At 36.4% G+C, this 25,888-nt stretch carries 29 protein-coding genes and 1 pseudogene; 20 read left to right on the plus strand and 10 right to left on the minus strand.

Annotation, left to right across the window (positions count from 1 at the left end):
• Positions 1-20 precede the first annotated feature (20 nt).
• From ULVI_RS06330 to ULVI_RS06380, 11 genes and pseudogenes are all read left to right on the plus strand, one after another.
• The gene (locus tag ULVI_RS06330) at positions 21-1,706 is read left to right on the plus strand and encodes a hypothetical protein (RefSeq protein ID WP_068590842.1); all 1,686 of its coding nucleotides are present in this window, start codon (positions 21-23) and stop codon (positions 1,704-1,706) included.
• Positions 1,706-2,691: pseudogene (locus ULVI_RS06335) on the plus strand (VWA domain-containing protein). The gene ULVI_RS06330 and the pseudogene ULVI_RS06335 overlap by 1 nt, the downstream one beginning before the upstream one ends.
• A 79-nt stretch (positions 2,692-2,770) precedes the next feature.
• Entirely contained in the window at positions 2,771-3,811 is a 1,041-nt protein-coding gene (locus tag ULVI_RS06340) for a VWA domain-containing protein (protein ID WP_068590844.1), read from the plus strand.
• Positions 3,795-4,682, plus strand: coding sequence for a tetratricopeptide repeat protein (locus tag ULVI_RS06345; protein ID WP_241780959.1), 888 nt, complete (start codon positions 3,795-3,797; stop codon positions 4,680-4,682). The genes ULVI_RS06340 and ULVI_RS06345 overlap by 17 nt, the downstream gene beginning before the upstream one ends.
• A gap of 31 nt (positions 4,683-4,713) precedes the next feature.
• Positions 4,714-6,468 (plus strand): BatD family protein, encoded by a 1,755-nt coding sequence (locus ULVI_RS06350; RefSeq protein ID WP_317039826.1) that lies wholly within the window; start codon positions 4,714-4,716, stop codon positions 6,466-6,468.
• 1 nt (position 6,469) lies between these two features.
• Positions 6,470-7,228 (plus strand): SH3 domain-containing protein, encoded by a 759-nt coding sequence (locus tag ULVI_RS06355; RefSeq protein WP_068590849.1) that lies wholly within the window; start codon positions 6,470-6,472, stop codon positions 7,226-7,228.
• Between the two features lie 68 nt (positions 7,229-7,296).
• Positions 7,297-7,590: a hypothetical protein gene (locus ULVI_RS06360; protein WP_068590851.1), complete on the plus strand. Its 294-nt coding sequence runs from the start codon at positions 7,297-7,299 to the stop codon at positions 7,588-7,590.
• 77 nt (positions 7,591-7,667) lie between these two features.
• Positions 7,668-9,248 (plus strand): SulP family inorganic anion transporter, encoded by a 1,581-nt coding sequence (locus ULVI_RS06365; protein ID WP_068590853.1) that lies wholly within the window; start codon positions 7,668-7,670, stop codon positions 9,246-9,248.
• A gap of 9 nt (positions 9,249-9,257) precedes the next feature.
• Positions 9,258-10,064 (plus strand): universal stress protein, encoded by an 807-nt coding sequence (locus ULVI_RS06370; RefSeq protein ID WP_068590855.1) that lies wholly within the window; start codon positions 9,258-9,260, stop codon positions 10,062-10,064.
• A 52-nt stretch (positions 10,065-10,116) separates the two neighbouring features.
• Complete coding sequence (locus ULVI_RS06375; protein WP_068590857.1) at positions 10,117-10,749, plus strand: carbonic anhydrase family protein; 633 nt, start codon at positions 10,117-10,119, stop codon at positions 10,747-10,749.
• Between the two features lie 148 nt (positions 10,750-10,897).
• Positions 10,898-12,745, plus strand: coding sequence for a SulP family inorganic anion transporter (locus ULVI_RS06380; protein WP_068590859.1), 1,848 nt, complete (start codon positions 10,898-10,900; stop codon positions 12,743-12,745).
• A 62-nt stretch (positions 12,746-12,807) separates the two neighbouring features.
• Here the strand turns inward: ULVI_RS06380 and ULVI_RS06385 are convergent, their stop codons facing one another.
• Positions 12,808-13,353: a CvpA family protein gene (locus ULVI_RS06385; protein WP_068590861.1), complete on the minus strand. Its 546-nt coding sequence runs from the start codon at positions 13,351-13,353 to the stop codon at positions 12,808-12,810.
• A gap of 115 nt (positions 13,354-13,468) precedes the next feature.
• Here ULVI_RS06385 and ULVI_RS06390 point away from each other — a divergent pair, with 115 nt between their 5' ends.
• From ULVI_RS06390 to ULVI_RS06405, 5 genes are all read left to right on the plus strand, one after another.
• On the plus strand, positions 13,469-13,825 hold the full coding sequence (locus tag ULVI_RS06390) for a hypothetical protein (RefSeq protein ID WP_068590863.1): 357 nt from the start codon (positions 13,469-13,471) through the stop codon (positions 13,823-13,825).
• Positions 13,826-13,922: 97 nt separating this feature from the next.
• Complete coding sequence (gene pheS, locus ULVI_RS06395; RefSeq protein WP_068590865.1) at positions 13,923-14,942, plus strand: phenylalanine--tRNA ligase subunit alpha; 1,020 nt, start codon at positions 13,923-13,925, stop codon at positions 14,940-14,942.
• A gap of 10 nt (positions 14,943-14,952) precedes the next feature.
• A complete protein-coding gene (locus tag ULVI_RS15535) occupies positions 14,953-15,123 on the plus strand; it encodes a hypothetical protein (protein ID WP_197463482.1) in 171 nt (56 codons plus the stop codon).
• Between the two features lie 3 nt (positions 15,124-15,126).
• Positions 15,127-15,522: a hypothetical protein gene (locus tag ULVI_RS06400; protein WP_068590867.1), complete on the plus strand. Its 396-nt coding sequence runs from the start codon at positions 15,127-15,129 to the stop codon at positions 15,520-15,522.
• Between the two features lie 105 nt (positions 15,523-15,627).
• Positions 15,628-16,053, plus strand: a complete 426-nt coding sequence (locus ULVI_RS06405) for a PepSY-like domain-containing protein (protein WP_068590869.1) — start codon at positions 15,628-15,630, stop codon at positions 16,051-16,053.
• Positions 16,054-16,062: 9 nt separating this feature from the next.
• On the opposite strand, the gene ULVI_RS06410 is transcribed toward ULVI_RS06405, so the two are convergent.
• Positions 16,063-17,067 carry an NAD(P)H-dependent glycerol-3-phosphate dehydrogenase gene (locus tag ULVI_RS06410; RefSeq protein ID WP_068590871.1) on the minus strand — a complete coding sequence of 335 codons (1,005 nt, stop codon included), beginning with the start codon at positions 17,065-17,067 and terminating at the stop codon, positions 16,063-16,065.
• Positions 17,068-17,323: 256 nt separating this feature from the next.
• Between ULVI_RS06410 and ULVI_RS06415 the strand changes: the two genes are divergently transcribed.
• Positions 17,324-18,238 carry a nicotinic acid mononucleotide adenyltransferase gene (locus ULVI_RS06415; protein WP_068590873.1) on the plus strand — a complete coding sequence of 305 codons (915 nt, stop codon included), beginning with the start codon at positions 17,324-17,326 and terminating at the stop codon, positions 18,236-18,238.
• A gap of 77 nt (positions 18,239-18,315) precedes the next feature.
• Here the strand turns inward: ULVI_RS06415 and nadD are convergent, their stop codons facing one another.
• The 4 genes from nadD to ULVI_RS06435 all read right to left on the minus strand — a co-directional run bounded on the left by nadD (position 18,316) and on the right by ULVI_RS06435 (position 21,435).
• Positions 18,316-18,918, minus strand: a complete 603-nt coding sequence (nadD, locus tag ULVI_RS06420) for a nicotinate (nicotinamide) nucleotide adenylyltransferase (protein WP_068590875.1) — start codon at positions 18,916-18,918, stop codon at positions 18,316-18,318.
• Positions 18,918-19,511 carry a guanylate kinase gene (gene gmk / locus ULVI_RS06425; RefSeq protein WP_068590876.1) on the minus strand — a complete coding sequence of 198 codons (594 nt, stop codon included), beginning with the start codon at positions 19,509-19,511 and terminating at the stop codon, positions 18,918-18,920. The genes nadD and gmk overlap by 1 nt, the downstream gene beginning before the upstream one ends.
• Positions 19,511-20,368: a YicC/YloC family endoribonuclease gene (locus ULVI_RS06430; RefSeq protein WP_068590878.1), complete on the minus strand. Its 858-nt coding sequence runs from the start codon at positions 20,366-20,368 to the stop codon at positions 19,511-19,513. Before ULVI_RS06430 ends, gmk begins: the two co-directional genes overlap by 1 nt.
• A 104-nt stretch (positions 20,369-20,472) precedes the next feature.
• Positions 20,473-21,435 carry a YheT family hydrolase gene (locus ULVI_RS06435; protein WP_068590880.1) on the minus strand — a complete coding sequence of 321 codons (963 nt, stop codon included), beginning with the start codon at positions 21,433-21,435 and terminating at the stop codon, positions 20,473-20,475.
• 138 nt (positions 21,436-21,573) lie between these two features.
• Between ULVI_RS06435 and ULVI_RS06440 the strand changes: the two genes are divergently transcribed.
• The 3 genes from ULVI_RS06440 to ULVI_RS06450 are packed head-to-tail and all read left to right on the plus strand — an operon-like array spanning position 21,574 to position 23,494.
• Positions 21,574-22,164: a TetR/AcrR family transcriptional regulator gene (locus tag ULVI_RS06440; RefSeq protein ID WP_068590883.1), complete on the plus strand. Its 591-nt coding sequence runs from the start codon at positions 21,574-21,576 to the stop codon at positions 22,162-22,164.
• Between the two features lie 11 nt (positions 22,165-22,175).
• Complete coding sequence (locus ULVI_RS06445) at positions 22,176-23,030, plus strand: alpha/beta fold hydrolase (RefSeq protein WP_082830792.1); 855 nt, start codon at positions 22,176-22,178, stop codon at positions 23,028-23,030.
• The gene (locus ULVI_RS06450; protein WP_068590887.1) at positions 23,021-23,494 is read left to right on the plus strand and encodes an acyl-CoA thioesterase; all 474 of its coding nucleotides are present in this window, start codon (positions 23,021-23,023) and stop codon (positions 23,492-23,494) included. Before ULVI_RS06445 ends, ULVI_RS06450 begins: the two co-directional genes overlap by 10 nt.
• A gap of 74 nt (positions 23,495-23,568) precedes the next feature.
• Here ULVI_RS06450 and ULVI_RS06455 read toward each other — a convergent pair whose 3' ends face one another.
• The 4 genes from ULVI_RS06455 to ULVI_RS06470 form a co-directional block, all read right to left on the minus strand.
• Complete coding sequence (locus ULVI_RS06455; RefSeq protein ID WP_068590889.1) at positions 23,569-23,928, minus strand: nuclear transport factor 2 family protein; 360 nt, start codon at positions 23,926-23,928, stop codon at positions 23,569-23,571.
• A gap of 100 nt (positions 23,929-24,028) precedes the next feature.
• Positions 24,029-24,598, minus strand: coding sequence for a hypothetical protein (locus ULVI_RS06460; protein ID WP_068590891.1), 570 nt, complete (start codon positions 24,596-24,598; stop codon positions 24,029-24,031).
• The gene (locus ULVI_RS06465; RefSeq protein ID WP_068590892.1) at positions 24,588-25,502 is read right to left on the minus strand and encodes a DMT family transporter; all 915 of its coding nucleotides are present in this window, start codon (positions 25,500-25,502) and stop codon (positions 24,588-24,590) included. The genes ULVI_RS06460 and ULVI_RS06465 overlap by 11 nt, the downstream gene beginning before the upstream one ends.
• Positions 25,502-25,858 (minus strand): arsenate reductase family protein, encoded by a 357-nt coding sequence (locus ULVI_RS06470; protein WP_068590894.1) that lies wholly within the window; start codon positions 25,856-25,858, stop codon positions 25,502-25,504. Before ULVI_RS06470 ends, ULVI_RS06465 begins: the two co-directional genes overlap by 1 nt.
• Positions 25,859-25,888 lie beyond the last annotated feature (30 nt).

A 25,888-nucleotide genomic window follows, 5' to 3' on the forward strand; every position in this document is an offset into this window, starting at 1 on the left:
TTTTTAGAACAAAGAATAAGATGTTAGATAAAAGATTTTTAAAATTGAATCGCATTCAAACCAAATTTCTGAAAACAACTACAAACAGTCCAAAACACATTTTTGTGTCTTTGTGTCTTATCCTTTTCTCTTTTCTATCGAATGCACAAGTAACCTCTTCCATCGATTCTACATCAATTAAGATTGGTGAAGAACTAAAATATACCATCGAGGTCGTTGCCGATACCACAGCATTGGTTGGATTTTCTGAAGGGCAGCCTTTTCTTCCCCTAGAGATTATAGAATCGTATAAAGTAGATACTACTTATGAAAATGCAAAGTACCGACTCATTAAAAAATACGGACTAACTCAATTCGATTCTGGCACCTATACCATTCCGCCGCAACGTGTTTTTATAGGTGAGAAAATCTATACGACCGATTCGGTTTCAGTCGAAGTTCGTGATGTCGTCGTAGACACAACTACACAAAAAATGTACGACATTAAACCTGCAATGGAAGTAAAAAGCCCTCCTTTTAGCTGGGATTGGTTGTATTTTATACTTCCAGCTTTACTAGTATTAGGGTTGTTAGGGTATTATCTCTTCCGAAGAAAAAAGAAAAAAGATGCCGAAGAAAAGCAACTACCACCATATGAAGAAGCAATTACGGCATTACATGTATTAGATAGTTCATCTCTACTGAAAGAACGCAAGTCTAAAGAATATTACTCCCAGCTTACAGAAATCGTTAAACGCTACCTCGATCGTGAAGTAGACGAGACAGCTTTAGAAAGTACAACCGATGAGTTGATCCAACGTCTCAACATGCATAAGCAGGCAGGACACTTTGAGTTCGATACAGAAACCATTCGTCATCTCGACCAAATTTTAAAACGTGCCGACCTTGTAAAGTTTGCTAAAATGGAACAGGCTGAAGGACAAGCTCAAGCTGACCGCGCAACGGTAGAATCTATTATAAATGAAACGCACGAAGTAATTCCCGAACCTACCGAAGAAGAATTACAGGCGAATGAAGAATATCGTGAAATGCTTCGGAAGAAACACAAACGCAAACAATGGGCGCTTGCAATCGGAGGAGTGATCGTAGCACTATTGTTAGGAATGATTGTCTACGGAAGCGTCACAGGATTCGATAATCTGAAAGATAAAATTGTTGGAAACGAACTCCGCGATCTTTCTGAAGGTCGATGGGTGCGTAGTGAATACGGTTATCCGGCAGTAATTCTTGAAACTCCAGAAGTATTAGTAAGAACAGGGAAACCAGCGTCAGACTCCTTGCAGCAATTTACACCAGGTAAAAGCACTTTTACATATGGAGACACCTCAGACCCATTATTTATTTCGGTTTCCACTCTCTTGGTTCCACCTGCTCAGCAACAACAAGAGCAAGACCTCGAAAAAGGGTTGGATTCTTCGTTGGAGTTTCTTGAAAAACAAGGGGCTAAAAATATGCTCGTGAAAAGGGATGACTTCGAAACTAATAAAGGAATTAAAGGAGTTCGTGCCTACGGAACATTTAATGCCGAAGTAGCTCCAAATAGAATACAGGAAGAGAAAAGTACTTACGAGTTATTTTATTTTGCACAACAAGGTGGCGTGCAACAGGTATTAATCGTTTATAAAGAGGACGGTCGATTTGCTGAAGATATTAAAGAACGTATTGTAAGGTCTATAGAGCTTGAAATATCAGAAACTAAAAAATAATGTTGAACAATTTTGAATTTGTTAATCCACAGTTTTTCTGGTTGTTTTTATTACTTCCAGTGCTTATCCTATGGTATTTCTGGAAAAGGAAACAACAAACTGCTGCATTAAAAATCTCAAGCATTAAAGGATTTAAAACCAAGAAAAATTGGTTGGCACGATTGCGTCCACTGCTTTTCGTGTTGCGACTGCTTGTGCTCTCTGCATTGATTGTAGCGATGGCACGTCCTCGAACAGTAGATGAAACTACAAAAACGGTAAACAACCAAGGAATCGATATTGTGATGGCGATCGATGTTTCGGCAAGTATGCTAGCACGTGACCTTAAACCAAACCGGTTGCAGCTCGATTTATTAACGAAAGACCTACCGACCGTATCGGACTCGTTGAATACGCAGGAGAAAGTTATACAAAAACACCATTAACGAGTGACAAAAGCATTGTGCTGTCGTCTTTAAAAGGAATTAAATACAATACGATTATTGAAGGAGGTACCGCAATCGGTTCTGGATTGGCGACCGCAGTAAACCGTTTAAAAGAAAGCACAGCGAAGAGTAAAGTAATTATCTTATTAACCGATGGAGTTAATAATACCGGATTTATAGATCCAAAAATTGCAAGTGAGCTGGCTGTGGAATTTGGAATAAAGGTATACACCATTGGACTGGGAACTAACGGAATGGCATTGTCTCCCATAGGCATTCGTCCCGACGGCGGATTTCAATACGGACAACAGAAAGTGGAAATCGATGAGGCCTTGCTAAAAGCGATTGCAGAAACTACTAGCGGAAGGTATTTTCGTGCAACAAGTACTACTAAACTGGTAGAGATTTATGACGAGATCAACAAACTGGAAAAAACAGATATTGAAGAATTTCGATATAAAAGTTACAACGAAATGTTTCGTCCTTGGGTACTATTAGCATTAGGATTGCTAGGATTAGAGCTGCTTTTGCGCTATACCCTATTTCGAAGTTTTGTGTAAAAGATTATAAATAAAAAGATCACTGTTTTAAGAGCAGTAAAAAAAATAATTTAAAAGTACCCGCCTAAGCGGACATACTATGTATCAATTTGAACAACCCGTTTTCTTTTATGTATTAGTCGCCATTCCAGTGGTAATACTGCTATTTTTTGTGGTACAGATATGGAAACGACGCACGCAAAAAAAATTCGCTGATACAGATTTACTAAAAAAATTAAGTCCGAACAGCTCTGTGTTCAAACCTGTTTTAAAAGTACTGGTGTTGAGCCTTGCTATTGCTTGTTTTAGTTTTGGATTGGTAAATCCTAAAGTGGGAACCAAACTTGAAACAGTTACCAGAGAAGGTGTCGATGTGGTCTTTGCGCTCGATGTTTCTAAAAGTATGCTGGCAGAAGATATTGCTCCTAATAGGCTAGAAAAGTCGAAGCAACTTATTTCGCAGATCATTAATAGTCTAGGAGGCGATCGAGTGGGTGTAATTGGATATGCGGGGAGTGCATTTCCACAGGTACCAATTACTACCGATTTTGCTGCAACGCGCTTATTTTTAAGTAATATGAATACCGACATGGTTTCCTCGCAAGGAACTGCTATAAATGAAGCAATTCGAATGGCGAAAACCTATTACGATGATGAAAATCAAACCAATAGGGTGCTTTTTATCGTTTCAGATGGAGAAGATCACGAAGGAGATGCAGCCGATATTGCTTCGGAAGTTTCAGACAGTGGCATAAAAATTTATACCATTGGAGTAGGAACCTTACAAGGAGGGCCAATTCCTATTAAACGAAATGGAATCCTTCAGTTTTATAAAAGAGACCAGAACAACGAACAGGTAATTACGAAGCTTGGAGAAGAAAAGTTAAAAGAAATTGCTTCGGAAGCAGGAGGAGAATATATTAATGGAAGCAACACCAAAGAAGTGGTTGACACAGTGACAGCTATTTTAAACGGAATGGATAAAAAAGAGTTTGAAGCAAAGCAATTCACAGATTTTAAAGATCAATTTCAATGGTTTATCGGTGGGGCATTATTTTTGTTGTTATTCGATGTGTTACTCCTTGAACGTAAGACAGCTTGGGTTAAAAAGTTGAACTTGTTTAATGAAAAAGCAGCTTGATATGAACTTGAAAATAAACAAAATAGCGAATTACCTTCCGAAGAAAAAAAACCTTCTTCTATCCTGTTTATTGTGTTTTTCGGTAGTGTTATTTGGACAAGAAACCGAAGAAGAACTTAAAATTGAAAAAGAATCCGACACCTATCTTAGCGAAGCGAGTGTTGCGATGCAAAATAAAAAATTTACGCAAGCAGAAGCAGATTACAGGAAAGCGATTTCTTTACAGGGTGCCAATGAAACTGGAAAGTATAATCTGGGAAATGCGTATTATGAAAAGCAATTTACAGAGGAAGCTATTCAGCGATACAAACAAGCGGCACAGGTAGCGGAAGGTAAACCAGCAAAGCATAAAGCATTTCATAATTTAGGTAATGCCTTTATGAAAAAGAAACAATACGAAGGTGCTGTAGAGTCATACAAAAATGCACTTCGCAATAATCCAACCGATGACGAAACTCGTTATAATCTTGCACTAGCAAAAGAGATGCTTGAAAAAAATCCGCCGCAAAATGATGAAGGTGGAGATGACAATGAAGATAAAGAGAATAAAGACGATCAAGAGAATAAGGATAAAAAAGACGAAGGCGACAATAAAGAGGGAGATCAAGGTGACGAAAAGGATGAAAAAGATAAAGGAGAAGAAGAGAAAGACAAACAGGAAGGAGATAATGAAAAAGATAAAGGAAAGCCTGAAGATAAAGAAGGAGAGCAGGAGCAGCCAAAACAACAACAACCTGTACCGGGACAATTATCTCCACAGCAGGTAAAGAATTTGTTGGATGCCATGAATAATGAAGAACAAAAGGTTCAAGAAAAAATTAACGCACAAAAACAAAAAGGTGCAAAAGTAAAATCGAATAAAGATTGGTAAGACAATGAAATGTAAACACTTCATATACATATTGCTCTTTATTTTCGGCACTGGAATGATGCAGGCTCAAGTAAAATTTGACGCCAAAGTGAGCAAAAAGAAAATCGGGATCAACGAACGACTTCGCATTGATTTTGAAATGAATAAAGATGGAGATAATTTCAATCCCCCTGCATTCGAAGGTTTCGATGTAGTAGGAGGCCCTAATCAGGCGATTAGTAATTCGTACATTAATGGAAAACGATCGTACTCTAAAACATATTCGTATTTTCTTTCTCCGCAATCCCAAGGTAATTTCACTATTGCTCAGGCAACCATCGAGATCGATGGAGAAACCTACAAAACATTACCAGTCTCTGTAATTGTGACATCTGCAGTTGAGGTTCCGAAAAATGGGAACGACGCAACTTATGTCGCTAGTGAAAATGTACATCTTGTAGCAGAAATTTCTAATTCTAGCCCTTATTTAAATGAAGCCATTACGGTAGTTTACAAAATGTATGTGTCTCACGATGTAAGTATTACGAGCACATGGCGAGAAGTTGATACCCCTAAGTATGCCGACTTTTGGAGTCAGAATATTAACAACCAAGGTAATTTTAAAATTTACGAAGGGAAATATCAAGGAGAGGATTACCGCTATGTAATTTTGCGAACCACTGTATTATATCCACAAAAAACGGGCAAGCTTGAAATAGAGCCCTTGACCCTGGATGTTCCTATCGATGTGCCAGGAAATCGTCGAGATATCTTCGGAAGAAGGATGACAACACGAGTTAATAAAAAGATTTCGGCGGGTAAAAGAAGTATTTCTGTAAAACCACTTCCCGCAGATGGAAGACCAGACAATTTTAATGGTGCGGTGGGAGATTTTGACTTTAATGTAACCGCTAATAAAACAACCCTCGATGCAAACGAATCGCTCGAATTGAATGTTAAAATCTCTGGAAAAGGAAATCTAAAGCTTTTTGAACTACCCACTCCAAAGTTGCCTAGTTCCTTAGAGGTTTACGATCCTGAGCGTAAAGAAAATGTTCGAACCGACCGCAGTGGAATGAATGGAAACATTAATGAAACCTTTACCGTGGTACCTCAGAACCAAGGGATTTATCCAATTCGGCCTATTACATTCTCTTATTTTAATCCTAAGACCGAAAAGTATGTGACTATCGCCTCTAAAGAAATAGTTATCGATGTGGAAAATGGTCCTATAGCTACAGTTCCGGCTGTTTCGAATAATGGAGATGGCAATCAGAAAGCGGTGGTGGCAGCGAAAAGTCAATTTGAGTACATTAAACTCAACACCAATTTAAAGCCTATTAACCAAGATCCATTCTTTAAATCGACTTTGTTTTGGTCGTTGCTTGGTGGACCGTTGTTATTAATTCCGTTGTTTATACTTGTAGGAAACAAACGTCGGGAACGTAGGAGCGATGTGCAAGGAAATAAACTTCGGAAAGCAAATCGTTTGGCGAAAAAGTATCTATCTGAAGCTAAAAAGAATGTTGGAGACAAAGTTGTTTTTTACGAAGCTTTAGAGCGTGCTTTACACAATTATTTAAAAGCCAAACTAAGCATAGAAACTTCAGAATTTGATAAGGAATACATCGCTCGCTTGCTAGAAGAAAGAAATGTAGAAGTGGCTACCATAAGCCAGTTCACAGGACTATTACAAAGTTGTGAGTATGCTCGTTATAGTCCAGCCTCGAACGTTACGATTCAGCAAGATTATAACAAAGCGGTCGAAACAATTTCAGCTATCGACAAACAAATTCAGTATCGTTAATATGAGAACAAAGGAACTTTTAGTATCGGGTTTTATGCTGTTTTTTTCGGCAATTACTTTTGCGCAGAGTACATCTTTATTTGAAAAAGGAAACGAACTATACAAGGCAGAAGAGTACCACGAAGCAGTTACCACGTGGACAAAAATATTAGAAGATGGTGAACATTCTGCCGCCTTATATTTTAATCTGGGGAATGCACACTACAAGTTAAACGATATTGCACCCAGCATATATTATTACGAAAAGGCGTTGCAGTTAGCACCAAATGATGAGGATATAAAAAACAATTTACAATTTGCCCAAAATGCCCGTATCGATGTAATCGAACCCCTACCAAAGAGTGTATTTGCTAAATGGAACGCTTCTGTTGAAGGATTGTTTACATACGATCAATGGGCTTTAACCGCAGTAAGCGCTTTAGCCCTATTTGTGTTGCTATTTTTAGTGTATTATTTTTCTTATTCTGAAAAACGAAAAAGACTTTTTTTTGTGGGTTCCATGGGAGCTGTTTTAATAGCTGTTATTGCTGTTGTAATGGCGTACAATACATTTGGGGCGATAGAAAAAGATATGCCAGCAATCGTTTTTTCTGAAAGTGCTGAAGTAAAAAGTGAGCCTAACTTGAGAAGTGATGCTGCTTTTACTTTGCATGAAGGAACTAAAGTTCAGATCTTAGATACAGATTCAGATTGGGTGAAAATTGAGTTGGCAGATGGAAAAGATGGATGGATTCCTGCAACCGATTTAAAAGTACTCTAGATTTAATATTTTCTTAACAAGAAATCGTAAGAAGACCGTTATTTTTGCCAACCAATTAAAACAGACTTGTGCAACTAAAGAGCATTTTCTTATTATTAGTATTTTCGTGGTGTATTCTTACCCCTACGATTGTTACGCTTTGTAATATAGATGTTGATCTTGCGACCTTATTTTCAATGAATGAGGAAGAAAACTCTGAAACCTTCAAATTAAGTGCAAAGGAGTACAATACACCCAATTCTGTAATTCCAAAAATTTTGTTGTTCGATTTCTTAGAGAACAAATCTAATTTTGCCAACCATGATCAGTTTTGGGAAACGTTGGCTCTAGAAACCATTTCTCCTCCCCCAGAATACCTATAGATTTTTTTAGTTTTTATTAGAGCTTTTTTGGCTCATTTTATTCATGACCGATTGTATTCGGTCCAAAAATCTATTTTATGTTTTCAAGAATTAAAAATGATCTCCCAGCGAGTATCGTAGTATTTTTTGTCGCGCTACCTTTATGTTTAGGTATTGCTCTTGCAAGTGGCGCACCTCTTTTTTCAGGTTTAATTGCAGGAATTATAGGAGGAATAATCGTAGGGGCTCTTAGTGGGTCTTCTATTGGAGTAAGTGGCCCCGCTGCAGGTCTTGCAGCTATTGTCTTAACAGCTATTGGAACCCTTGGGGGGTACGAAAACTTTCTTGTTGCTGTTGTAATTGGAGGGTGTATTCAATTGCTTTTTGGTTTTTTAAAGGCAGGAATTATTGGATATTATTTTCCTTCTTCAGTAATTAAAGGAATGTTAACCGGAATTGGAATCATCATTATTTTAAAACAAATTCCACACTTTTTTGGTTATGATGCGAATCCAGAAGGCGATTTTGCATTTTTTCAAGTAGATGGAGAAAACACTTTCTCTGAAATTTTTGTCGCCCTCAACTCTATTAGTATTGGCGCTACAATTATTGCTATTATTAGTTTAACAATTTTGTTATTATGGAGTCAGGTATTATCTAAAAAGGGTAAATTTTTTCAAATCGTTCAAGGCCCTTTAGTAGCTGTAACAGCTGGAATTATTTTCTATATAGTCACGAAGGGTAATGAAACACTTTCTATAGCCGCGGATCATTTAGTAAAGGTACCGGTTCCAGACGATTTTAACTCTTTTATCGGTCAGTTTAGCTTTCCTAATTTTGCAATTATTGGAAATCCTGAGGTCTGGGTTGTTGGTTTTACAATTGCCTTGGTAGCAAGTCTAGAGACCTTATTGTGTGTAGAAGCAACCGATAAATTGGATCCTGAAAAACGCGTGACACCAACAAATCGTGAGCTTTTAGCTCAAGGTACAGGAAATATTGTATCTGGATTAATTGGAGGGTTACCTATAACACAAGTAATTGTACGAAGTTCTGCGAACATTCAGTCTGGAGGTAAATCGAAATTATCGGCTATTATTCATGGATTCCTTTTACTTATATCTGTAATTATTATTCCAACCATACTTAATATGATACCGCTTTCGGTATTGGCTGCAGTACTTTTAATCGTAGGTTATAAGTTAGCTAAACCATCTACGTTTAAAGCCATGTATAAAGCAGGATGGAAACAGTTTGTACCCTTTATTGTAACCATTGTAGGAATCGTGTTTACAGACCTATTAATTGGTATAGGATTAGGATTGGCAGTTGGAATTGTAATCGTTTTACTTAAAAGCTACCAGAACTCTCATTTTCTTCATATTGAAGATAAAAGTAACGGAAAACACAGGATCAAGATGGCATTAGCAGAGGAGGTTACATTTTTTAATAAAGGTGCGATCTTAAAAGAGCTTGATCGTTTGCCAAGAGACACTTATTTAGAATTGGATGTAAAAAAGACTAGGTATCTAGACGCAGATATTGTTGAAATACTAGAAGACTTTGCTTTTAAGGCCAAGGAAAGAAACATAGATATCAAGATTATTTCGGAACGAGGTGTGGTAGATAATCCATCAAGTTTTATCGAGTTTTTCCAACTTAGACCTAAATCTGCATAATCTATACCTATGAAACATATTAAAAAATGTAAAGTATTAGTTCTTTTAGATTTAAATGATCGAAGTCTAAACGTACTTAAAAGCGCAAATAGAATAGCGGAAATTGTAGACGCTGAAATTGAAATGTTTCACGTTCGTAAACCCACTCAAATTGTAAAGATGGATAGCAACCTCTCTGCGGTTAAAGACATCAAAGATCATTTTGTAACTATTGAAAATGAGCTTAAAAAAATGGGAGTCGAAGTCTTTGGAAATTCGAATATAAGCGGAAATCATTTTCATACTTTTGGGAATATAAAAAATGAAATTGAGAAACATATTCGTAAAACAAATCCAGACATTGTAGTTGTTGGAAAAAAAGCTTCAAAAAGCCCTGGGTTCATAGGAGATAAAATTCTTCCATTTCTTCTGAAAAAATTTCAGGGAACGGTAATGGTGACAGATCATGATGTCGTATTAAATGGAATGTCTAAATTAAAGATTGGAGTGTTAGATAATACTCCACTTGAGTCTAAATCCCCTTACATTAAAACCTTGCTTGAAAATTCTGAAGCTCCGATACACTCTTATGAAATTTCAAGCGGCTTTAAAGAAGATGAGGATAGGACCGCACAAAAGAAGCAGGAAATTGTTTCTTATGTTTTTGAAAAAAGCGATCAATCATTACAGACCATTTCTAGCTATATGAATAGGAGTAAAATAAACTTATTGCTAGTTAATCGTAATTCGAAAATTGGTAGTAATAATCGGGATTTTTCAATTTCAAAATTGAATGATTTAGTACAAACTATGAAAGTTCCCGTTTTGCTCTCTTAAGTAAGCGTAAGAAGCAATTTTTTTTGTATATTAATTAAAAGAAAAAAATAAAATGAAAGCACAAACGAAAGAAACACAAAATCAATATACCCCTCAATCTGCTGTAGAAGCATTGAAAGAAGGAAATAAAAGATTTCTAAATAGTACTCAAGTAAACCGTGATTTGCTTAACCAAGTAAAAGATACCTCGGGAGGTCAATGGCCTTTTGCAGTAGTGCTTAGTTGTATTGATTCTAGAGTCCCAGTAGAACTGGTATTTGATCAAGGAATTGGAGATATTTTTAGCGCACGAGTGGCGGGTAACATTGTGAATGAAGACCTATTAGGAAGTATAGAGTATGGTTGTAAAGTTGCAGGAAGTAAGGCAGTTGTTGTCTTGGGGCATACTGGTTGTGGTGCTGTGAAAGGAGCCTGTGATGATGTCCAGTTAGGAAATATTACACCATTATTATCTAAAATAAAACCTGCTGTAAACGCAGTTACTTCACCATCTAACTCGGAGGAGCGGACAAGTGCCAACACAACATTTGTTAATGATGTGGTGTATAAAAATGTACGTATGACTATGGATGAAATGAAAAAGCAAAGTTCCGTTTTAAAAGAGATGCAAGAGGAGGGGACAATTACAATTGTTGGTGCCGTATACGATGTAGGTTCTGGCGCGGTAGAATTTATCGACGCATAAATATTGCAACATTAAAATTAGCTCTAAAGGAAGGTCGGTCCGTAAGGTCTGACCTTTTTAAATTATTGACTATTTATTGCTATACACATAAAGTTTTGGTTGATAAAAACTACTTTTATCGTACATTTAAGAATATTTTGAAAAGTCTATGAAGAATTTATTTACAAATTTAAGAGGAAATTTATTTGGTGGTATTACAGCAGGAATTGTAGCGCTTCCTCTCGCACTTGCATTTGGGGTGCAATCTGGTTTAGGTCCAGATGCTGGATTATATGGAGCTATATTTATTGGTTTTTTTGCTTCTCTTTTTGGAGGAACTAACACTCAGATATCAGGACCAACGGCTCCGATGACAGCCGTTTCTATGGTTGTAATTGCAGGAATCATAGCTGCTAATAATGGAGATGTAGCTACTGCTTTACCCTACATTTTATTAGTTTTTTTATTAGCTGGTCTGTTCCAAATTGTATTGGGATTAATAGGTTTAGGAAAATATATTAAGTACATACCCTACCCTGTAGTTTCAGGTTTTATGACCGCAATTGGTGTGATCATTTTGATTACTCAAATACTTCCAGCATTAGGATATTATGCAAATGAAGATGACGAGTACGTGGAAACATTTAAACCGCAGGCGGAAGAAGTTTTGTTAGACAAAATTTTAAAAGATGAAGCTGGGGAAGGAATTTTAGTTTTAGAAGACTTTAAGGAAACGGTAAGTAGAGCTGAAAAAATCACTAACGACGAAATTTATAAAGAAGCACGTACACTTGCTAAGTCTAATAGTAGTGGAGTTTTAGGGTCAATAAAAGTATTACCTAAAGCAATACAGAATATTAATTGGCTAGAATTTATTTTAGCATTCGCTACCATCTTCATCATATTTGGATTTAAAAAGATTACAACAAAAGTGCCTAGCACCTTAGTCGCTTTGGTAGTTGTTTCGTGCGTAGCGATCTTTTTTAATTTAGATTACCGCCCAATCGAACAGATACCAGGAGGACTTCCCTTACCGAACTTAGACATTTTTGCTAATTTTAGTTTCGGACAAATATCTCCCTATATTTTTACTGCATTGACCCTTTCGTTTTTAGGAGCAATCGATTCATTGCTTACCTCGGTAGTGGCAGATAATATGACAAAAACAAAACACAAGCCAAATCAAGAATTAATTGGTCAAGGTATTGGAAATAGTGTTGCAGCGATTTTTGGAGGAATTCCAGGAGCTGGAGCAACCATTCGAACGGTGGTGAATATTAACTCTGGGGGAACTACGAAACTTTCGGGAATGATTGCTGCAATTTTATTGTTAATAATTCTACTAGCACTTGGCCCTGTAGCATCGCAAATTCCAGCAGCAGTTTTAGCAGGAATACTTGTAACTGTGGGAATAGGTGTAATGGATTACCGAGGTCTTAAGGCAATTCCAAAAATGCAGAAAGGGGAAATTGCCGTTTTGTTAGTGGTTCTTATACTTTCGGTATTTTGGAATTTGGTGTATGCGGTAGGTATTGGATTAGTATTAGCATCCCTAATATTTATGAAGAAAATAGGTGATGTAAGTGCTACACGATCCAAAATGGTGCCTCTTGGGAATGCAGATGAATTAGGTTTGCCTTGGAACGATGAAGATAATTTTCCAACCCAATTAAAGGAAGAAGTCTTTATTAAACGATTAGACGGACCTCTATTTTTTGGAAACACAAACGATTTTCAAGAATTGGCAGGTGGACTCCCAGTTACTGCAACCCACGTAATTATTCGAATGGGAAAAGTGCCTTACATGGATCAATCTGGATTGTTTGCAATGGAGGAAATTTTATTGCAATACAGTCAAAGAAATATTAAAACAATATTGGTTAATGTTCAAGCACAACCTAACGCAATGATGAGAGGTATCGATATTATACCAGATCTAGTTCCAGAAAAGCGAATTTTTAATTCGTTTAAAGAAGCGATGAGTTATATTCGTGAAAATGTAAACGATATCGTTTAATAGAGTAACTATAATTTTTGAAAAATCCGTATTGTTTCCAAAACAGTACGGATTTTTTAATTTTATATTGTTTCTGAAGGCGTTTCAGTTTCTGGGTTCGTTTCTTCTTCAGGATCATTTAGATCTTCCACTTCTTTAAGAATATGTGGAATAAGAATAGGTGCTACTGAAGCTACTGGATAGTACAAAACAGAATTGTCGCGTTGTTCTTGAGGAACGATCGAATAATTTTCAGATGCATTTACAAACATAAAAATTACACTTACAATAAAAACATACTTTATTGCATTAAATACTCCTCCTAATAACTTATTTATAATTCCCAATGCTGCGAAATCAGCAAGCTTAGTGAGGAATTTTCCAGCTAAAGAAATCACAAAAACTATCACAACAAAAGTAACGGCAAAGGCAGCAAGCTGGGTAGTTTGCTCACTCCAGTCAAAACGATCTGAGAGAAACTCAGCTGCATATCCAGAAAAATAAATGGCGCCATAAACCCCTGAGATTAACGCAATTAAAGAAGCTAGCGTAACAAATAACCCCTTTTTAAAGCCAAGGTAAAAAGCAATTAAAATAATCACGCCTAAAATAATATCTACTGTCTCCATAAATGTTAGTTTAGCGTAAAGATAGTATTTCTCATAAAATGAATGTTTAGCAGCTTTCAAGGTAGAAGTATCTCTTCAGAATTTTTAAAATGTATCTTTGCGTTTTATTTAGAAAATGGCTAGAGACGAAGTATTAAAAAAACAATGGGAAGAGGTAGTATTGTTGCTTAGCAACCGCTTTGCAGATGGAGACAGACTAGATTTAGATGCAATTATCTATCTTATAGGAGTACAGGAATTAGGGCAACTACACCGAAAATTTAAAAAAGACGAGAAAATTAATCTAATGCATATTGCTATTTGTAGATTGTTAGAACCGTTTGGATATTACGAATTTGAATATTTCGACGATGCCGGTTGGCCTCATTATAAAATTCTGGAACAATTACCACCTTTAAAAGCAGGTGAGCAAAGTGTTCTTATGAAAGAAGCAATCGTGCAGTACTTTTTAGAGAATGAAGTAATTGGATAAAGGCCAAAAAAATAATTAAAAATTCCAAAATTTAGAAAGATTGTCTTTATCTGAGTTTGCGTAATTTTGCCATTGAAACTATAAGTACGATAGTATTATGATCGATACGATTAAAAAACATATTGACGAGGTTGAAAAATTTTCAGCCACTACAAAAGAAGATATTGAGAACTTCCGGATTAAATATTTGGGCTCAAAAGGACTGCTGAAAGAATTCTTTTCTGAATTTAAAAATGTCCCTAACGACCAGAAAAAAGAATTCGGTCAGACCATCAACGCTCTTAAAACCGCAGCTGAAGAAAAAGTAGCTGCATTAAAAGAAGGCGTTGAAAGCAAGGAAGAATCTAAAGGCGTTTATGGAGATCTTTCCCGTCCAGGAGAACCGCTTGAACTAGGATCAAGACACCCCATTTCTATAGTTAAGAATCGCATTATCGAGATTTTTTCACGCATTGGCTTTAATGTTTCTGAAGGACCAGAGATCGAAGATGACTGGCATAACTTCACAGCATTAAACCTACCTGAATACCATCCCGCAAGAGACATGCAGGATACCTTCTTTGTAGAAAAAGACCCCGATGTATTGCTCCGTACTCATACATCTTCTGTGCAGGTGCGTTATATGGAAAACAATAAACCTCCTATTAGAACTATTTCTCCTGGACGTGTCTATCGAAATGAAGCAATTTCGGCGCGATCGCATTGCTTTTTCCACCAGGTAGAAGGGCTGTATGTGGATAAAGGAGTGAGCTTTGCCGACCTTAAACAAACATTACAATATTTTACTACCGAAATGTTCGGAAAATCTGAGATTCGCTTGCGACCTTCTTATTTTCCTTTTACAGAGCCAAGTGCCGAGGTTGATGTGTATTGGGGCTTAGAGACAGAAACCGATTATAAAATGACCAAGGGAACTGGTTGGCTAGAGATTATGGGATGCGGAATGGTAGATCCAAATGTGTTAGAAAATTGTGGAATCGATGCTACCGAATATTCAGGTTTTGCTTTCGGAATGGGAATCGATCGTATTGCACTACTCTTGCACCAAATCCCCGATATTCGCATGTTCAGTGAAAATGATATTCGTTTTTTAGAACAATTTAAAAGCGCTTACTAAATTTACTATTATGAAAAAATACCTCATCATTGCCCTATTGGTTATTGCGCTACTTATTGTAGGGTATCTTACCTTTGTAATGGCTGTTATAGAGATTGCAATAGGAAGTATTTTCTTAGTCATTTTTGTGATCGCTCTACTAGGTCTTTGGATCACTTGGAAGAACAGAAAAGACGACTAAGTCATGCGGAAAGACATTAAAATACCAGAAGTAAAAGATGTGTATGTTGCTGCCGTATTAGATTTTAATGAAGATTTCAATACACACGACTGGAATGTCTACCTTATTAATGACGGTTCTGAAGCTATTGAAACCGTGCTTATTGTGTCACAAGGATACGACGATAAAGACATGACAGCTCCCATGCGACATACCATTAAAGTTGTGCCAGCCAAAGGATATGCGAAAATTGAATTTTTAGATGAAAGTGTTTTTCGCCTAGATAATTTTTTTACCATTACCTATTTTATAGGAAACACTATGTTCGACAAACGATTTGAGCTTCCCGCAAACTCAATCATGAAAGAGAACACAGTATCGCTTCCTGTGATGAACAAAGATGGGGTGCTGGCGCGTTAATTAAGTGTTTTATATTGGGTTTAGTATTTTATATAGAAAACCTTATGATACTCTTTAGACCCTTAGTGTTACTATTCCTGTAGTTTTACGGAATACACTTCAAACATGAAACTTACTTTATCTATTCTTTTTTTTATAACCGCTATTTCCTTCGGAAGTTGTCAAAATTCAGAAAGTACACCTGAAGCAGTTAAACAAACTTTTCAGGAAAAATATCCTGGCGAAAACGATCCCGACTGGCATACAGATGCCCACGGAAACTGGGAGGCAAATTTTAAGAAAAAAGGCGAAAAATACAGGGCTGACTTTAAACCGAATGGGGATTGGATTGAAACCGAAAACAGCATTAAAGATTCAGAGCTTCCTCAAGCTATTAAAGATAAAATAAAGGAATTGTATCCCGATCGTGAGATCACCGAAGTAGAACGTGTTGAAAGTGCTTCAAAAGGAGTTTTTTACGATGTTGAGTTTAAACAAAAAGGGAAAAACATGGATGTTGAGTTCGATTCCGAAGGGAACATACTCCACTAAAACTTAGTTCTAATCCAGTTTTTCAGATAATTTCTTAAAGATTTTTTTAGGATCTTTGTTTTCGTATAAAATGTCATACACCGCTGTAATAATCGGTGTTTTTGCTTTTTTCTTTCCTTTAGCTTGATTTAAATTATAGGCACTTTTTGTAGCGTAATATCCTTCTGCGATCATACTCATTTCAAGCTGTGCACTTTTTACAGTATAGCCTTTACCAATCATGTTTCCGAACATCCTGTTGCGGCTAAACACTGAATATCCTGTAACGAGCAAATCCCCTAAATATGCAGAATCGTTAATATCTCGTTTCATTTTATGTACTTTCTTTACATATTTTTTCATTTCGCGAATCGCATTACTCATCAACACGCTTTGAAAATTGTCACCATACCCTAATCCATGTGCAATTCCAGCAGCTACGGCATAAATATTTTTTAGCATGGCTGCATACTCTGTTCCTATAACATCATCGCTTGTGGTGCAGTTTATATAATCACTACTCAACACTTTTGCGACTAGCTTTGCTTTTGCATCATCGGCCGATGCAATCGTTAAATAGGAAAGACGCTCTAAAGCAACTTCTTCGGCATGACAGGGGCCTGAGATTACTCCAATATTATTAAAAGGAACATTAAGATGTGTATTAAAATGATCGCCTACTATAAGGCTCGTTTCTGGAACAATTCCTTTAATTGCAGAAAAAATAACTTTATCGTCTAAAGATGCTGTAAGTTTTTCCAATTCTGAATGTAAAAAGGCAGAAGGAATCACAAAAACAAGGTAATCAGCATACTCGACCATTTCGTTAATGTCGTTGCTAAGCTTAAGTTGTTCCAGATTAAATTCTACAGAACTAAGGTAGTTCGGATTGTGTTGCTGTTTTTTAAGATGTTCAAGTGCATAGACACTTCTCATATACCAACCCACTTCGTCTAAATTTTCACAGAGCATTTTTACAATGGCAGTCGCCCAACTTCCTCCTCCGAAAACAGCAAATTTTGGATTGTTCGTCATAAAATCTATTTAGTGTATTTTCAAAAATAAGCAAATAAAATGAGGAATATTTAAAATTGAGATAGTCAAAATTCAAGTGTTTACAGTCCTTTCTCAATGTTTAGAATTATAAAAACGCAATTAAATTTATTTTTTTAAAAGAATTGAAGGTTTTCCACAATTGAAAAATACGCTCTAAAACACTAAAAAACAATGATTTATATTTTTGGCATGGCTTTTGAAATTTCAGATATAGAAATCCTAAAAATTTTGGCTTATGAAAACTCTAAAAAAAATATCGCTACTTGCACTAAGTATTGTGTTATTTAGTTCGTGTTATTCGGAAGCAGTTGTGGAAGAAACTTATGTAGATCCAGAGCCAACTATTACATTAGGAGAATTAATGTCTAACTACGAACTTTGGTACGTTGATATAGAGCGTACACGAGGTAATGGATATATCCCTTTCCTACAAACAGCATTTACGGTGTCTTTCCGCAACGGTAATCTATTCGCAAATAATAATTTGGTGGGAATAGGAGATGCAGGAAATGGCTTTGGAAGCACTATCGGTTATTACGATACTTTTAACTATGAATTAGAAATTTCGCACGATGTAAATGGATATTATAGGTTTGAAGTTGATCAACTTTCATCTAATGAAATACGATTGTACGATACAAGTTCCAATCTTTCATATGTACTGGTAGGATATCAGCGTAATTCGTTCGATTATGACCTCGTTTTTTATGATAACATACATTATTTCTTACAAGAGTATATTACATGGGAAAAAATTTATACCAGTGAATATGGTGCAATAAACGAATTTGACAATGAAAATTTTGTACAATTTCTGCCAGGCGGTGGGGACGGAAATTTTCAAAGCTCGCAGGATCCTAAGGGAACTCATATAGAAAATATTTATTGGGATTATACAGGAATTTATAATATAGACAATGTACCTGGAACGAATTATAGAAAATATTTAACGTTAGATTATGACTATCTAGGCAATGAATATTTTGAATTAGACGTTCTCGATGATAGAACGATAGAATTATATCACAATGCTTCAGGAACGGTATATCGCTTTAGAGGTAAAGGATTTATTCAATATAAAGGAACTAATAAATTGCGTGAGTCTAAAGCCACGATTGAAAAACAAATGGTGAAGATCAGCAACTTTTAAAATACAACGATTTTTTTTGGTTGGTTAGTTGAAACCGCTCCACAGCTTTATGTTGTCGGGGCGGTTTCTAATTAACACTATTTGTAAAAATTCATTTCATCCAAATACTTCCAAACTTCGAACGGAAGCATAGGGCGAATGTTTTTACCTTCAGAAATTGCTTTCCGAATAAAGGTAGAAGAAAGTTCCATGATTGGTGCATCTACTTTCGTAATGGAAGGATGAAGTTTTCCTTCAGAATAGAACTGATGGTCTACAACACCTTCAGAAATTCTTGGATATACGTATATAGGATAACGTTTTAAAATCACCTCGTAATTTTTCCATTTGTGAAATCCTTTTAAATTATCTTCTCCCATAATTAAACAAAATTGCTTATTGGGAAATTTTTCTTCTAAATGCGCCAGCGTATTCACAGTGTAATTAGGTTGTGGGAGCCCAAATTCGATATTACTTGCCTTTAATTTTGGGTATTCTTCTAAGGCAATTCGAACCATTGATAAACGGTGATTATCATCGAGCAAGGTCTTTTTTTTCTTATGTGGATTATGAGGCGTAACAACCATCCACACTTCATCCAGGTCACTATATTCTACCATATAGTTGGCAATGGTGAGATGTCCAGAATGAATGGGATTAAAAGTTCCGAAGTAGAGTCCTATTTTTTTTTCCGAAGCCATTATTCTTTTTTGCTTTCGTGACCGTTTGCGATAAAATTTGAAACCAATTCGTCCGCTTCTGCTAATGCTGTTGAAAGGTCATTGTTTTCGATAATAAAATCGAACTGTGGTGCTGTTGCAAGTTCTACAGATGCTTTTGCAATACGCATGTTGATACGTTCTTCGCTCTCGGTTTTACGTTTTTTGAGTCTTCGTTTTAATTCATCTACACTGGGAGGTTTAACAAAAACAGCCAAGGTACGATCTGGATATTTTTTTTTAATACGCAGTCCACCAACAACATCGATATCGAAGATTACATTTTTTCCTTTTGCCCATATACGTTCTACTTCGGTTTTAAGAGTTCCGTAGAAATTATCCCGATATACTTCTTCCCACTCTAAAAATTCGTCGTTTTTAATATGTTGTTTAAAATCTTTGAGTGTGATAAAATAGTAATCTTTACCATGTGCTTCGTCACCACGTGGGTCTCTGGATGTCGCAGAGATAGAGAAGTCTAGATTTAACGCTTCCCGTGCTAGTAAATATTGAACAATGGTTGTTTTACCACTTCCGGAAGGTGCCGAAAAAACGATTAATTTTCCTCCTTTCATTACAATACATTTAACGCTTGTTCTTTAATTTTTTCTAACTCATCCTTCATTTGAACGACCAATTGTTGCATTTCTGCAAAGTTCGATTTGCTTCCAATGGTGTTGATCTCTCTTCCTATTTCTTGTGTAATAAAGCCTAGTTTCTTACCGTTGCTATCTTTAGAAGAAAGCGATTCTAAAAAGTATTCTAAGTGATTTTGAAGCCGAACTTTTTCTTCTGTAATATCATATTTTTCAAGATAGTAGATTAATTCTTGCTCGAAACGATTCTCATCTACTTTCTCTTTTAGGTCGCTTAAAGCTTTATTAAGTCGCTCTTTCACATTGGCGATTCGTTGAGGGTCTACTTCGATAACCGCTTCAAGTAGTGCGGCAATTTTATGAATGCGTTTTTCAAAATCAGCTTTTAAAACTGCACCTTCATCAGATCGGTACTTGTTAATGGCTTCTAACGCCTCGTCTATTCCTTCTAGGATCGCTTTAAATTCTGTTTCGTCTATTTCTTCACGTTCAGTTTTTAATGCGTCTGGCATGCGAATGGCCATTTTTAAAAGATCGACAGGATCTCCATCGGCTACATTTCCTAATTGCTTCATATACGCAGCAACCACCTCTTCATTTACTTGGGTGCTAATCGCATCCCCATTTGTTTCAATGTACAAGCTAAAATCTATTTTTCCGCGCATTAAAGACTTTGCCAATTTATTACGCATCTGCAGCTCTTTTTCACGATATGTAGAGGGAACCCTTGCGTTAAGGTCAAGGCTTTTACTGTTTAACGACTTAATTTCTATAGATATTTTTTTTGAAGGCAATTGAATTACAGCCTTCCCATAACCGGTCATTGATTGAATCATAGTACTATTTTAGAAGTGCAAAGGTACACAATTCAGTTTCAGAATGAAGAATCGAACCGCGTTCGTGCCTAAGAAATTAAGATCTTTTCTATGTTACAATTTATTTAGTGGGACGTATTTAAAAACGTCACGGTTCTTTTTTCAGAATAATACAAAGAATTAGAAACATGAAAAGCTACGTGACCACCATATTTAGGAGTTTCTAAATAAACGAATTTGGAGTTTTTCGCCAAGTCGTAGGGATAACATTCTGGTGACAAAAAAGTATCATTTAATGCGTTTAAAATTAGGACTGGTGTTGTAATCGAATTTAGATACTGGAGACTGCTACTTTTTTCGTAATAATCGTATGCGTCTTTAAATCCGTGTGCCGGTGCAGTATATAGGGTGTCGAACTGTAATAACGAATTAATTTGTTTTAATTCTGAAGCCGTCATCTTATCGGGGTGATGTTCCATTTTACGTTTGTATTTGGCCCGAAGATTTAGAAGAAATGAATTTCGGTAAACCCAGTTTTTTCGCTTTTCTAAAGATTGCAGAGAACCTTTTAAGCTTAGCGGTGCTGAAATTGCAATTCCTTTATAGATTTCCTTCGGAAGCGTTTGCCGTTCGCCCAGATATTTAAGCACTAGATTTCCCCCTAAACTGAAACCAATAAGTGCAATTTTAGTATAAACATTCTTTTTTAAAACCTGTGTAATTAAAAAATGCAAGTCATCGGTTCTCCCACTATTATACGATAAAAACAATCGGTTCTCCTCGCCACTACACCCTCTGTGATTCATAGCGGCTACATCCCAACCATCGTCTAAAAGTGCCTTAGCCTGCCCTTTAATATACGCGCGACTTGCACTTCCTTCTAAACCATGAAGCAATATTGCTAATTTGTTACTCTTGGTTTTAGAAAAAGACCAATCGATATCTAAAAAATCGGTATCGGGTAACTCTAACCGTTCCCTTTTTTGCACAATGGGAGGAGTAGGTCGCAATTTAGCCGAATAGATTGTACTGAAATGCGGATTTTTAAACAATCCTTTAGCCCGGTAAGGGGAAGTTATTAAAGGCATATTTATAAGATCAAAATACCTTAACGATAAGGGTTTTTATGAAGACGCAAAAGTACTTTTTTTTGAAACACCAGACACATCTTACAGAGATCTTCTTGGGATGTTTTGCAGTTAAGATACCGATTGGTATCTTTGTATATGCGAAATTCCGAGATCACAAGAAATAACATCATATTAGAAAGTGCCAATCTTTTTAATACACAAGGGTACAAGGCAACTTCTATTAGTGATATTACTAAAGCTACTGGTCTTACAAAAGGAGCAATCTATCGTCATTTTGTGAATAAAGATGATTTAGAAAAACATGCATTGCAGCGACTAGGCAGTTTAATGTTCGACGAAATAGGAGCCCAAATACGAGCAGCAAAAACTTTTAAAACAAAATTTGAAGCTATTTTCTCCTTTTTTGAAAATTATATGGATAGTCCTTTATACGAAGGAGGTTGTCCACTCATGAATGCCGCAGTAGAAACAGACGATACCAATCCGCAATTGAGATTACAAGTAGAACAAATGTTGGGACAGTTAAAAGATTCGGTTTCGAAAATTATAGAAAACGGAATTAAGAATGGCCAGGTAGAAAACGGAATAAATATTCGACATTATAGTACGGTGATCGTTGCTGTATTAGAAGGTGGGGTCATGATGAGTCGTTTAGAACGGGATAAAAAATCGATTCATTATACCATAGATCACCTTCGAAATGTGATAGAAATGATAGCTATTTAATTAAAGAAGTTATGAAGAAGATGATACCAAGACTAGCAGGAGCTTATTTTACAACAACGGCTTATTTATTTCCAAGAATAAATCAAGAACAAATGTTTCGTCAATTGTGTAAAGTTAAACCCATGGCTATTTCGAGCGAAGGAAATAAATTTCTAGACACAGCCAAGACAAAATTTATTGCTGTTGAAGAAAATAAAGTAGCCGTTCATACTTGGGGTAACGGACCTAAAAAAATAGTTTTTCTTCATGGATGGATGAGCTATTCGTATCGATGGAAAATTTATATAGACTCTCTAGATCTTACACAATTTACGGTGTACTCGGTCGATGCTCCTGCTCACGGACGGTCAGAAGGAAAATTTTTAAACATAGAAAAATACCGTCAAGCTGCTGCTGCTGTAATTTCTGAGATTGGTCCAGTAGAAACTCTTGTTTGTCATTCGTTAGGAAGTTTGGTTGGTGCATATATGTATTTAAACGACCCTAAAATTCCAATACAAAATTATGTTATTATGGGAGCACCTTCGGGGATGGATGCGATTTTTGTTTATTTTAAAGAAGCACTCCCACTCGGAAAAAGGGCTTTTGCCAATCTACTTCATAAAGTAAATACTGTTTTAAAAATTCCTTCAAGTGAATTAACCATGCAATCTTTTTTCGAAAAAATAGAAAAACCGGTACTCGTAGTTCATGACAGGCAGGATGGCATAACCAAATTTGAACCAATAGAACGTTTAATTCCGAAGAAAAAAAATATAAAAACTTTCTTTACCGATGGCCAAGGGCATAACCTTATCGGAAAAGACACGATCGAAACAATCACAGACTTTATAAAACAACCAAATACCGAACTTGTATGTATGTAAAAGAATTTGATATCCGTTGGAGCGATATCGACGCAAACCGACACTTAGCAAATAGCGCCTATATTAATTTTATGAGTCATACTCGTATGGCATATCTATCTGAAAAAGGTTTTGGACACCAAACTATGGCAAAATATACGATTGGTCCCGTCGTATTTTATGAACATATGTATTATTTCAAAGAGGTGTTTCCTGGCAAACCCGTAGAAGTGTCCTTAGAAGTTAAAGGGCTTAGTGAGGATGGAATGTATTTCGAATTTGTGCATAATTTCTACGATGCCAACGGCAAGAATTTTGGCCGTTGCGAAATGATGGGTGCATGGATCGACCTAAAAACCAGAAAACTTACAGGACTTCCAGAAGAGTTGCTTCAAAACATGGCGAATGTTCCTAAAACAAGTGATTTTAGAACACTTACAAAAGAAGACACCCGCCGTTTCGGTCAAGTGCCTGCGGATAAATAGTGTTTTTAAAATAAGGCCAACGAATTTTTACACAATTGTTTAATTAATTCGTTGGCTTTAAAAAGTAATTCGCTCTATTCAGCGTCGTAAAAAAACTGCTCTTTAACTATTTTTCCATCTGCTACTTGATATACTCCAAGCTCAGACATTTGAGAGCGTTGTCCGCTGGGTTTATGTGTTACATCCATATTATGACGTACGCTAAACCAATTTTCGGCAACCACTGGGGCGCTAGTCTCCGTACTGTGAACTTCAAAATTTTCACGCCACCATTCACCTTTTTTTTCAACAGCTTTCATGCCTTCGGCTACTTGGTTGTCTCCATGAGGTTCTATACTTACGATATTCGGACTATATAATTCTTGGTAGCAACGAGCTTCTTGGCCGCTATTGCACCATGCTACAAGGTTGTTTGCGATTTCTTGAGTATTCATTTTTAGAGAGGTTAAAAGTTTTACATTGTTTAGATCATGCCTTAGAAAAAAAGACTTGTTCAAGGTACAAAACTTTAAGTAATAAAATGTAAAGATTAGATTATGAGCGTGTTAATTGTTGAATGCATAATTCCCTAATAGCCCATAACTCTTTAAATGAATAAGGATGTGTAGCTTCGGAAGCAAGCCATGTATGAAGGTACGATTGGTGATAGTCTATTTTAAATGCTGAAACCTGATATGGCGCAATTAGTAGTTCTGAAATAAGGTCCTTCTGAAGCTTTTTAAAATTTGTTTCTTCTGAAGTAATATCTACCACAACTCCTCCAATTTTTAAATAACAATGGGCTTCTGGAAGGTGCGAAAGCGCATGTTGGCTTAAAATGGGGGCGATGCCAGGGGTATTTGCTTCAGTCATGCGATATAACGCTAGCACAAGTTGAACATTAGGAATGTTATTTTCGTCTGCAAGTTGTTTTAAAAGTGCGTGTTTCGAACTGCAGGTTCCTTGTTGTTCTGTAAGTACTAACGATATGTTTTCCCGATTAGAATTTCTTCCGTAGGGTAATTTTTGAACATGAGAAATTGCTGCTTTCCAGTGTCTAATTTTAAGGGAGTGAAACAGCTGTGTTAGAGGTTTTTCCGAAGTAAGTTTCCCATCACTCGTCATAAGAAACAGGAGTTAATTTTCGTTTTGGTTTCCTTGAAGAAAGATACACTCCAAAGAAAATTAGTGCTGCGGCACCCATTCGTAATGGGGTAAGTTGATCGGCACCAATAAAAATTGCAAACAGAGCAGCGATTAATGGCTGGAGGTAAATGAAGGCTCCAATGGTCGACGGACTTAATTGTTTTAAGGCATAAATATTAAAAAGGTACGTAAGCACGGTGGTTCCCACGACGACAAACGCGAGTTGCCAAACCGATTCGAAGGAAAGTGCTCCCCAATTTACTGCGCTAAATTCTGCCCAGCCCACTGGGAGGTTCATTACGATAGCAAATAGAAAAAAGAATTTCATTAAGGTAATCGATGAATATTTTGCAACCAACGGTTTTACCATGATGAGGTATACCGAGTAGGAGGCAGCATTAACGATAAACAACATGTTTCCTAACGGTATGTTGGGAGCGTTGGGCTGTGTTTTAGCTCCAAAAAGAATTAAAGCCAAGGCGCCCAGCAATCCCAATCCGATGCCTACCGATTTTAACCAAGTAATTTTTTCTTTTAGAAATACGGCAGATAGAATTAATAATAATACTGGAGATAATGTGATCACTACCGAGCTGTTTATTGGGGTAGATAGGCTTAGTCCTTTAAAGAACATAAGCATATTAAGTACCATTCCGAAAAAGGCACAACCAATAATTCGCAACCAATCCTTTCGTTCAATTTTTTCTGAAGGCAGAAAGAAACTCAGGATCCAGAAAATAATTCCAGCACCTACAACACGCAATAAAATAAATCCGTATGGACCAATTACATCTGGCATTAAGCCTTTAGCGATGGTGTGATTTATACCATATATAGTACTTGCTGCCGTTGCGGCGAGGAGGGCAATAACTCGAGGATTCATTAGTTATTATGGATTGAAGCTTTAGCAGCTTCAACCGTTTTTTTACTATTTCCTATAAAGATCTCATCATTATTTACAATTACTGGGCGCTTTAAAAAAGTATAATGTTCTAGAATAAGGTTTCTGTAATCCTCCTCTAATAATTCTTTATCTTTTAAATTCCGTTCTTTATACAGTTTAGCACGTTTGCTAAAGAGCGCTTCATAGCTTTCAGAAAGATTAAAAAGTTCTTCTAATTCTTCTTCAGTAATACCTTGCGTTTTAATATCCTGTTTAATAAAAGATTGTGGAATTTCAATTTCATCCATAATGCGTTTACAGGTATCGCAGGTGGAGAGGTAATAAATTTTTTGCATGATTTCAGAATTTCTGGTTCATTTCTATAC

The sequence above is a fragment of the Cochleicola gelatinilyticus genome, assembly GCF_001637325.1.
In the GTDB taxonomy this organism is placed as follows: Bacteria; Bacteroidota; Bacteroidia; order Flavobacteriales; family Flavobacteriaceae; genus Cochleicola; species Cochleicola gelatinilyticus.

What these genes read in the sequence shown, in the direction of transcription:
- ULVI_RS06330 (WP_068590842.1), top strand. Translation starts at nt 21, where the DNA reads ATGTTAGATAAAAGATTTTTAAAATTGAATCGCATTCAAACCAAATTT.
- ULVI_RS06340 (WP_068590844.1), top strand. Translation starts at nt 2,771, where the DNA reads ATGTATCAATTTGAACAACCCGTTTTCTTTTATGTATTAGTCGCCATT.
- ULVI_RS06345 (WP_241780959.1), top strand. Translation starts at nt 3,795, where the DNA reads ATGAAAAAGCAGCTTGATATGAACTTGAAAATAAACAAAATAGCGAAT.
- ULVI_RS06355 (WP_068590849.1), top strand. Translation starts at nt 6,470, where the DNA reads ATGAGAACAAAGGAACTTTTAGTATCGGGTTTTATGCTGTTTTTTTCG.
- ULVI_RS06365 (WP_068590853.1), top strand. Translation starts at nt 7,668, where the DNA reads ATGTTTTCAAGAATTAAAAATGATCTCCCAGCGAGTATCGTAGTATTT.
- ULVI_RS06370 (WP_068590855.1), top strand. Translation starts at nt 9,258, where the DNA reads ATGAAACATATTAAAAAATGTAAAGTATTAGTTCTTTTAGATTTAAAT.
- ULVI_RS06375 (WP_068590857.1), top strand. Translation starts at nt 10,117, where the DNA reads ATGAAAGCACAAACGAAAGAAACACAAAATCAATATACCCCTCAATCT.
- ULVI_RS06380 (WP_068590859.1), top strand. Translation starts at nt 10,898, where the DNA reads ATGAAGAATTTATTTACAAATTTAAGAGGAAATTTATTTGGTGGTATT.
- ULVI_RS06385 (WP_068590861.1), bottom strand. Translation starts at nt 13,353, where the DNA reads ATGGAGACAGTAGATATTATTTTAGGCGTGATTATTTTAATTGCTTTT.
- ULVI_RS06390 (WP_068590863.1), top strand. Translation starts at nt 13,469, where the DNA reads ATGGCTAGAGACGAAGTATTAAAAAAACAATGGGAAGAGGTAGTATTG.
- pheS (WP_068590865.1), top strand. Translation starts at nt 13,923, where the DNA reads ATGATCGATACGATTAAAAAACATATTGACGAGGTTGAAAAATTTTCA.
- ULVI_RS15535 (WP_197463482.1), top strand. Translation starts at nt 14,953, where the DNA reads ATGAAAAAATACCTCATCATTGCCCTATTGGTTATTGCGCTACTTATT.
- ULVI_RS06400 (WP_068590867.1), top strand. Translation starts at nt 15,127, where the DNA reads ATGCGGAAAGACATTAAAATACCAGAAGTAAAAGATGTGTATGTTGCT.
- ULVI_RS06405 (WP_068590869.1), top strand. Translation starts at nt 15,628, where the DNA reads ATGAAACTTACTTTATCTATTCTTTTTTTTATAACCGCTATTTCCTTC.
- ULVI_RS06410 (WP_068590871.1), bottom strand. Translation starts at nt 17,067, where the DNA reads ATGACGAACAATCCAAAATTTGCTGTTTTCGGAGGAGGAAGTTGGGCG.
- ULVI_RS06415 (WP_068590873.1), top strand. Translation starts at nt 17,324, where the DNA reads ATGAAAACTCTAAAAAAAATATCGCTACTTGCACTAAGTATTGTGTTA.
- nadD (WP_068590875.1), bottom strand. Translation starts at nt 18,918, where the DNA reads ATGGCTTCGGAAAAAAAAATAGGACTCTACTTCGGAACTTTTAATCCC.
- gmk (WP_068590876.1), bottom strand. Translation starts at nt 19,511, where the DNA reads ATGAAAGGAGGAAAATTAATCGTTTTTTCGGCACCTTCCGGAAGTGGT.
- ULVI_RS06430 (WP_068590878.1), bottom strand. Translation starts at nt 20,368, where the DNA reads ATGATTCAATCAATGACCGGTTATGGGAAGGCTGTAATTCAATTGCCT.
- ULVI_RS06435 (WP_068590880.1), bottom strand. Translation starts at nt 21,435, where the DNA reads ATGCCTTTAATAACTTCCCCTTACCGGGCTAAAGGATTGTTTAAAAAT.
- ULVI_RS06440 (WP_068590883.1), top strand. Translation starts at nt 21,574, where the DNA reads ATGCGAAATTCCGAGATCACAAGAAATAACATCATATTAGAAAGTGCC.
- ULVI_RS06445 (WP_082830792.1), top strand. Translation starts at nt 22,176, where the DNA reads ATGAAGAAGATGATACCAAGACTAGCAGGAGCTTATTTTACAACAACG.
- ULVI_RS06450 (WP_068590887.1), top strand. Translation starts at nt 23,021, where the DNA reads ATGTATGTAAAAGAATTTGATATCCGTTGGAGCGATATCGACGCAAAC.
- ULVI_RS06455 (WP_068590889.1), bottom strand. Translation starts at nt 23,928, where the DNA reads ATGAATACTCAAGAAATCGCAAACAACCTTGTAGCATGGTGCAATAGC.
- ULVI_RS06460 (WP_068590891.1), bottom strand. Translation starts at nt 24,598, where the DNA reads ATGACGAGTGATGGGAAACTTACTTCGGAAAAACCTCTAACACAGCTG.
- ULVI_RS06465 (WP_068590892.1), bottom strand. Translation starts at nt 25,502, where the DNA reads ATGAATCCTCGAGTTATTGCCCTCCTCGCCGCAACGGCAGCAAGTACT.
- ULVI_RS06470 (WP_068590894.1), bottom strand. Translation starts at nt 25,858, where the DNA reads ATGCAAAAAATTTATTACCTCTCCACCTGCGATACCTGTAAACGCATT.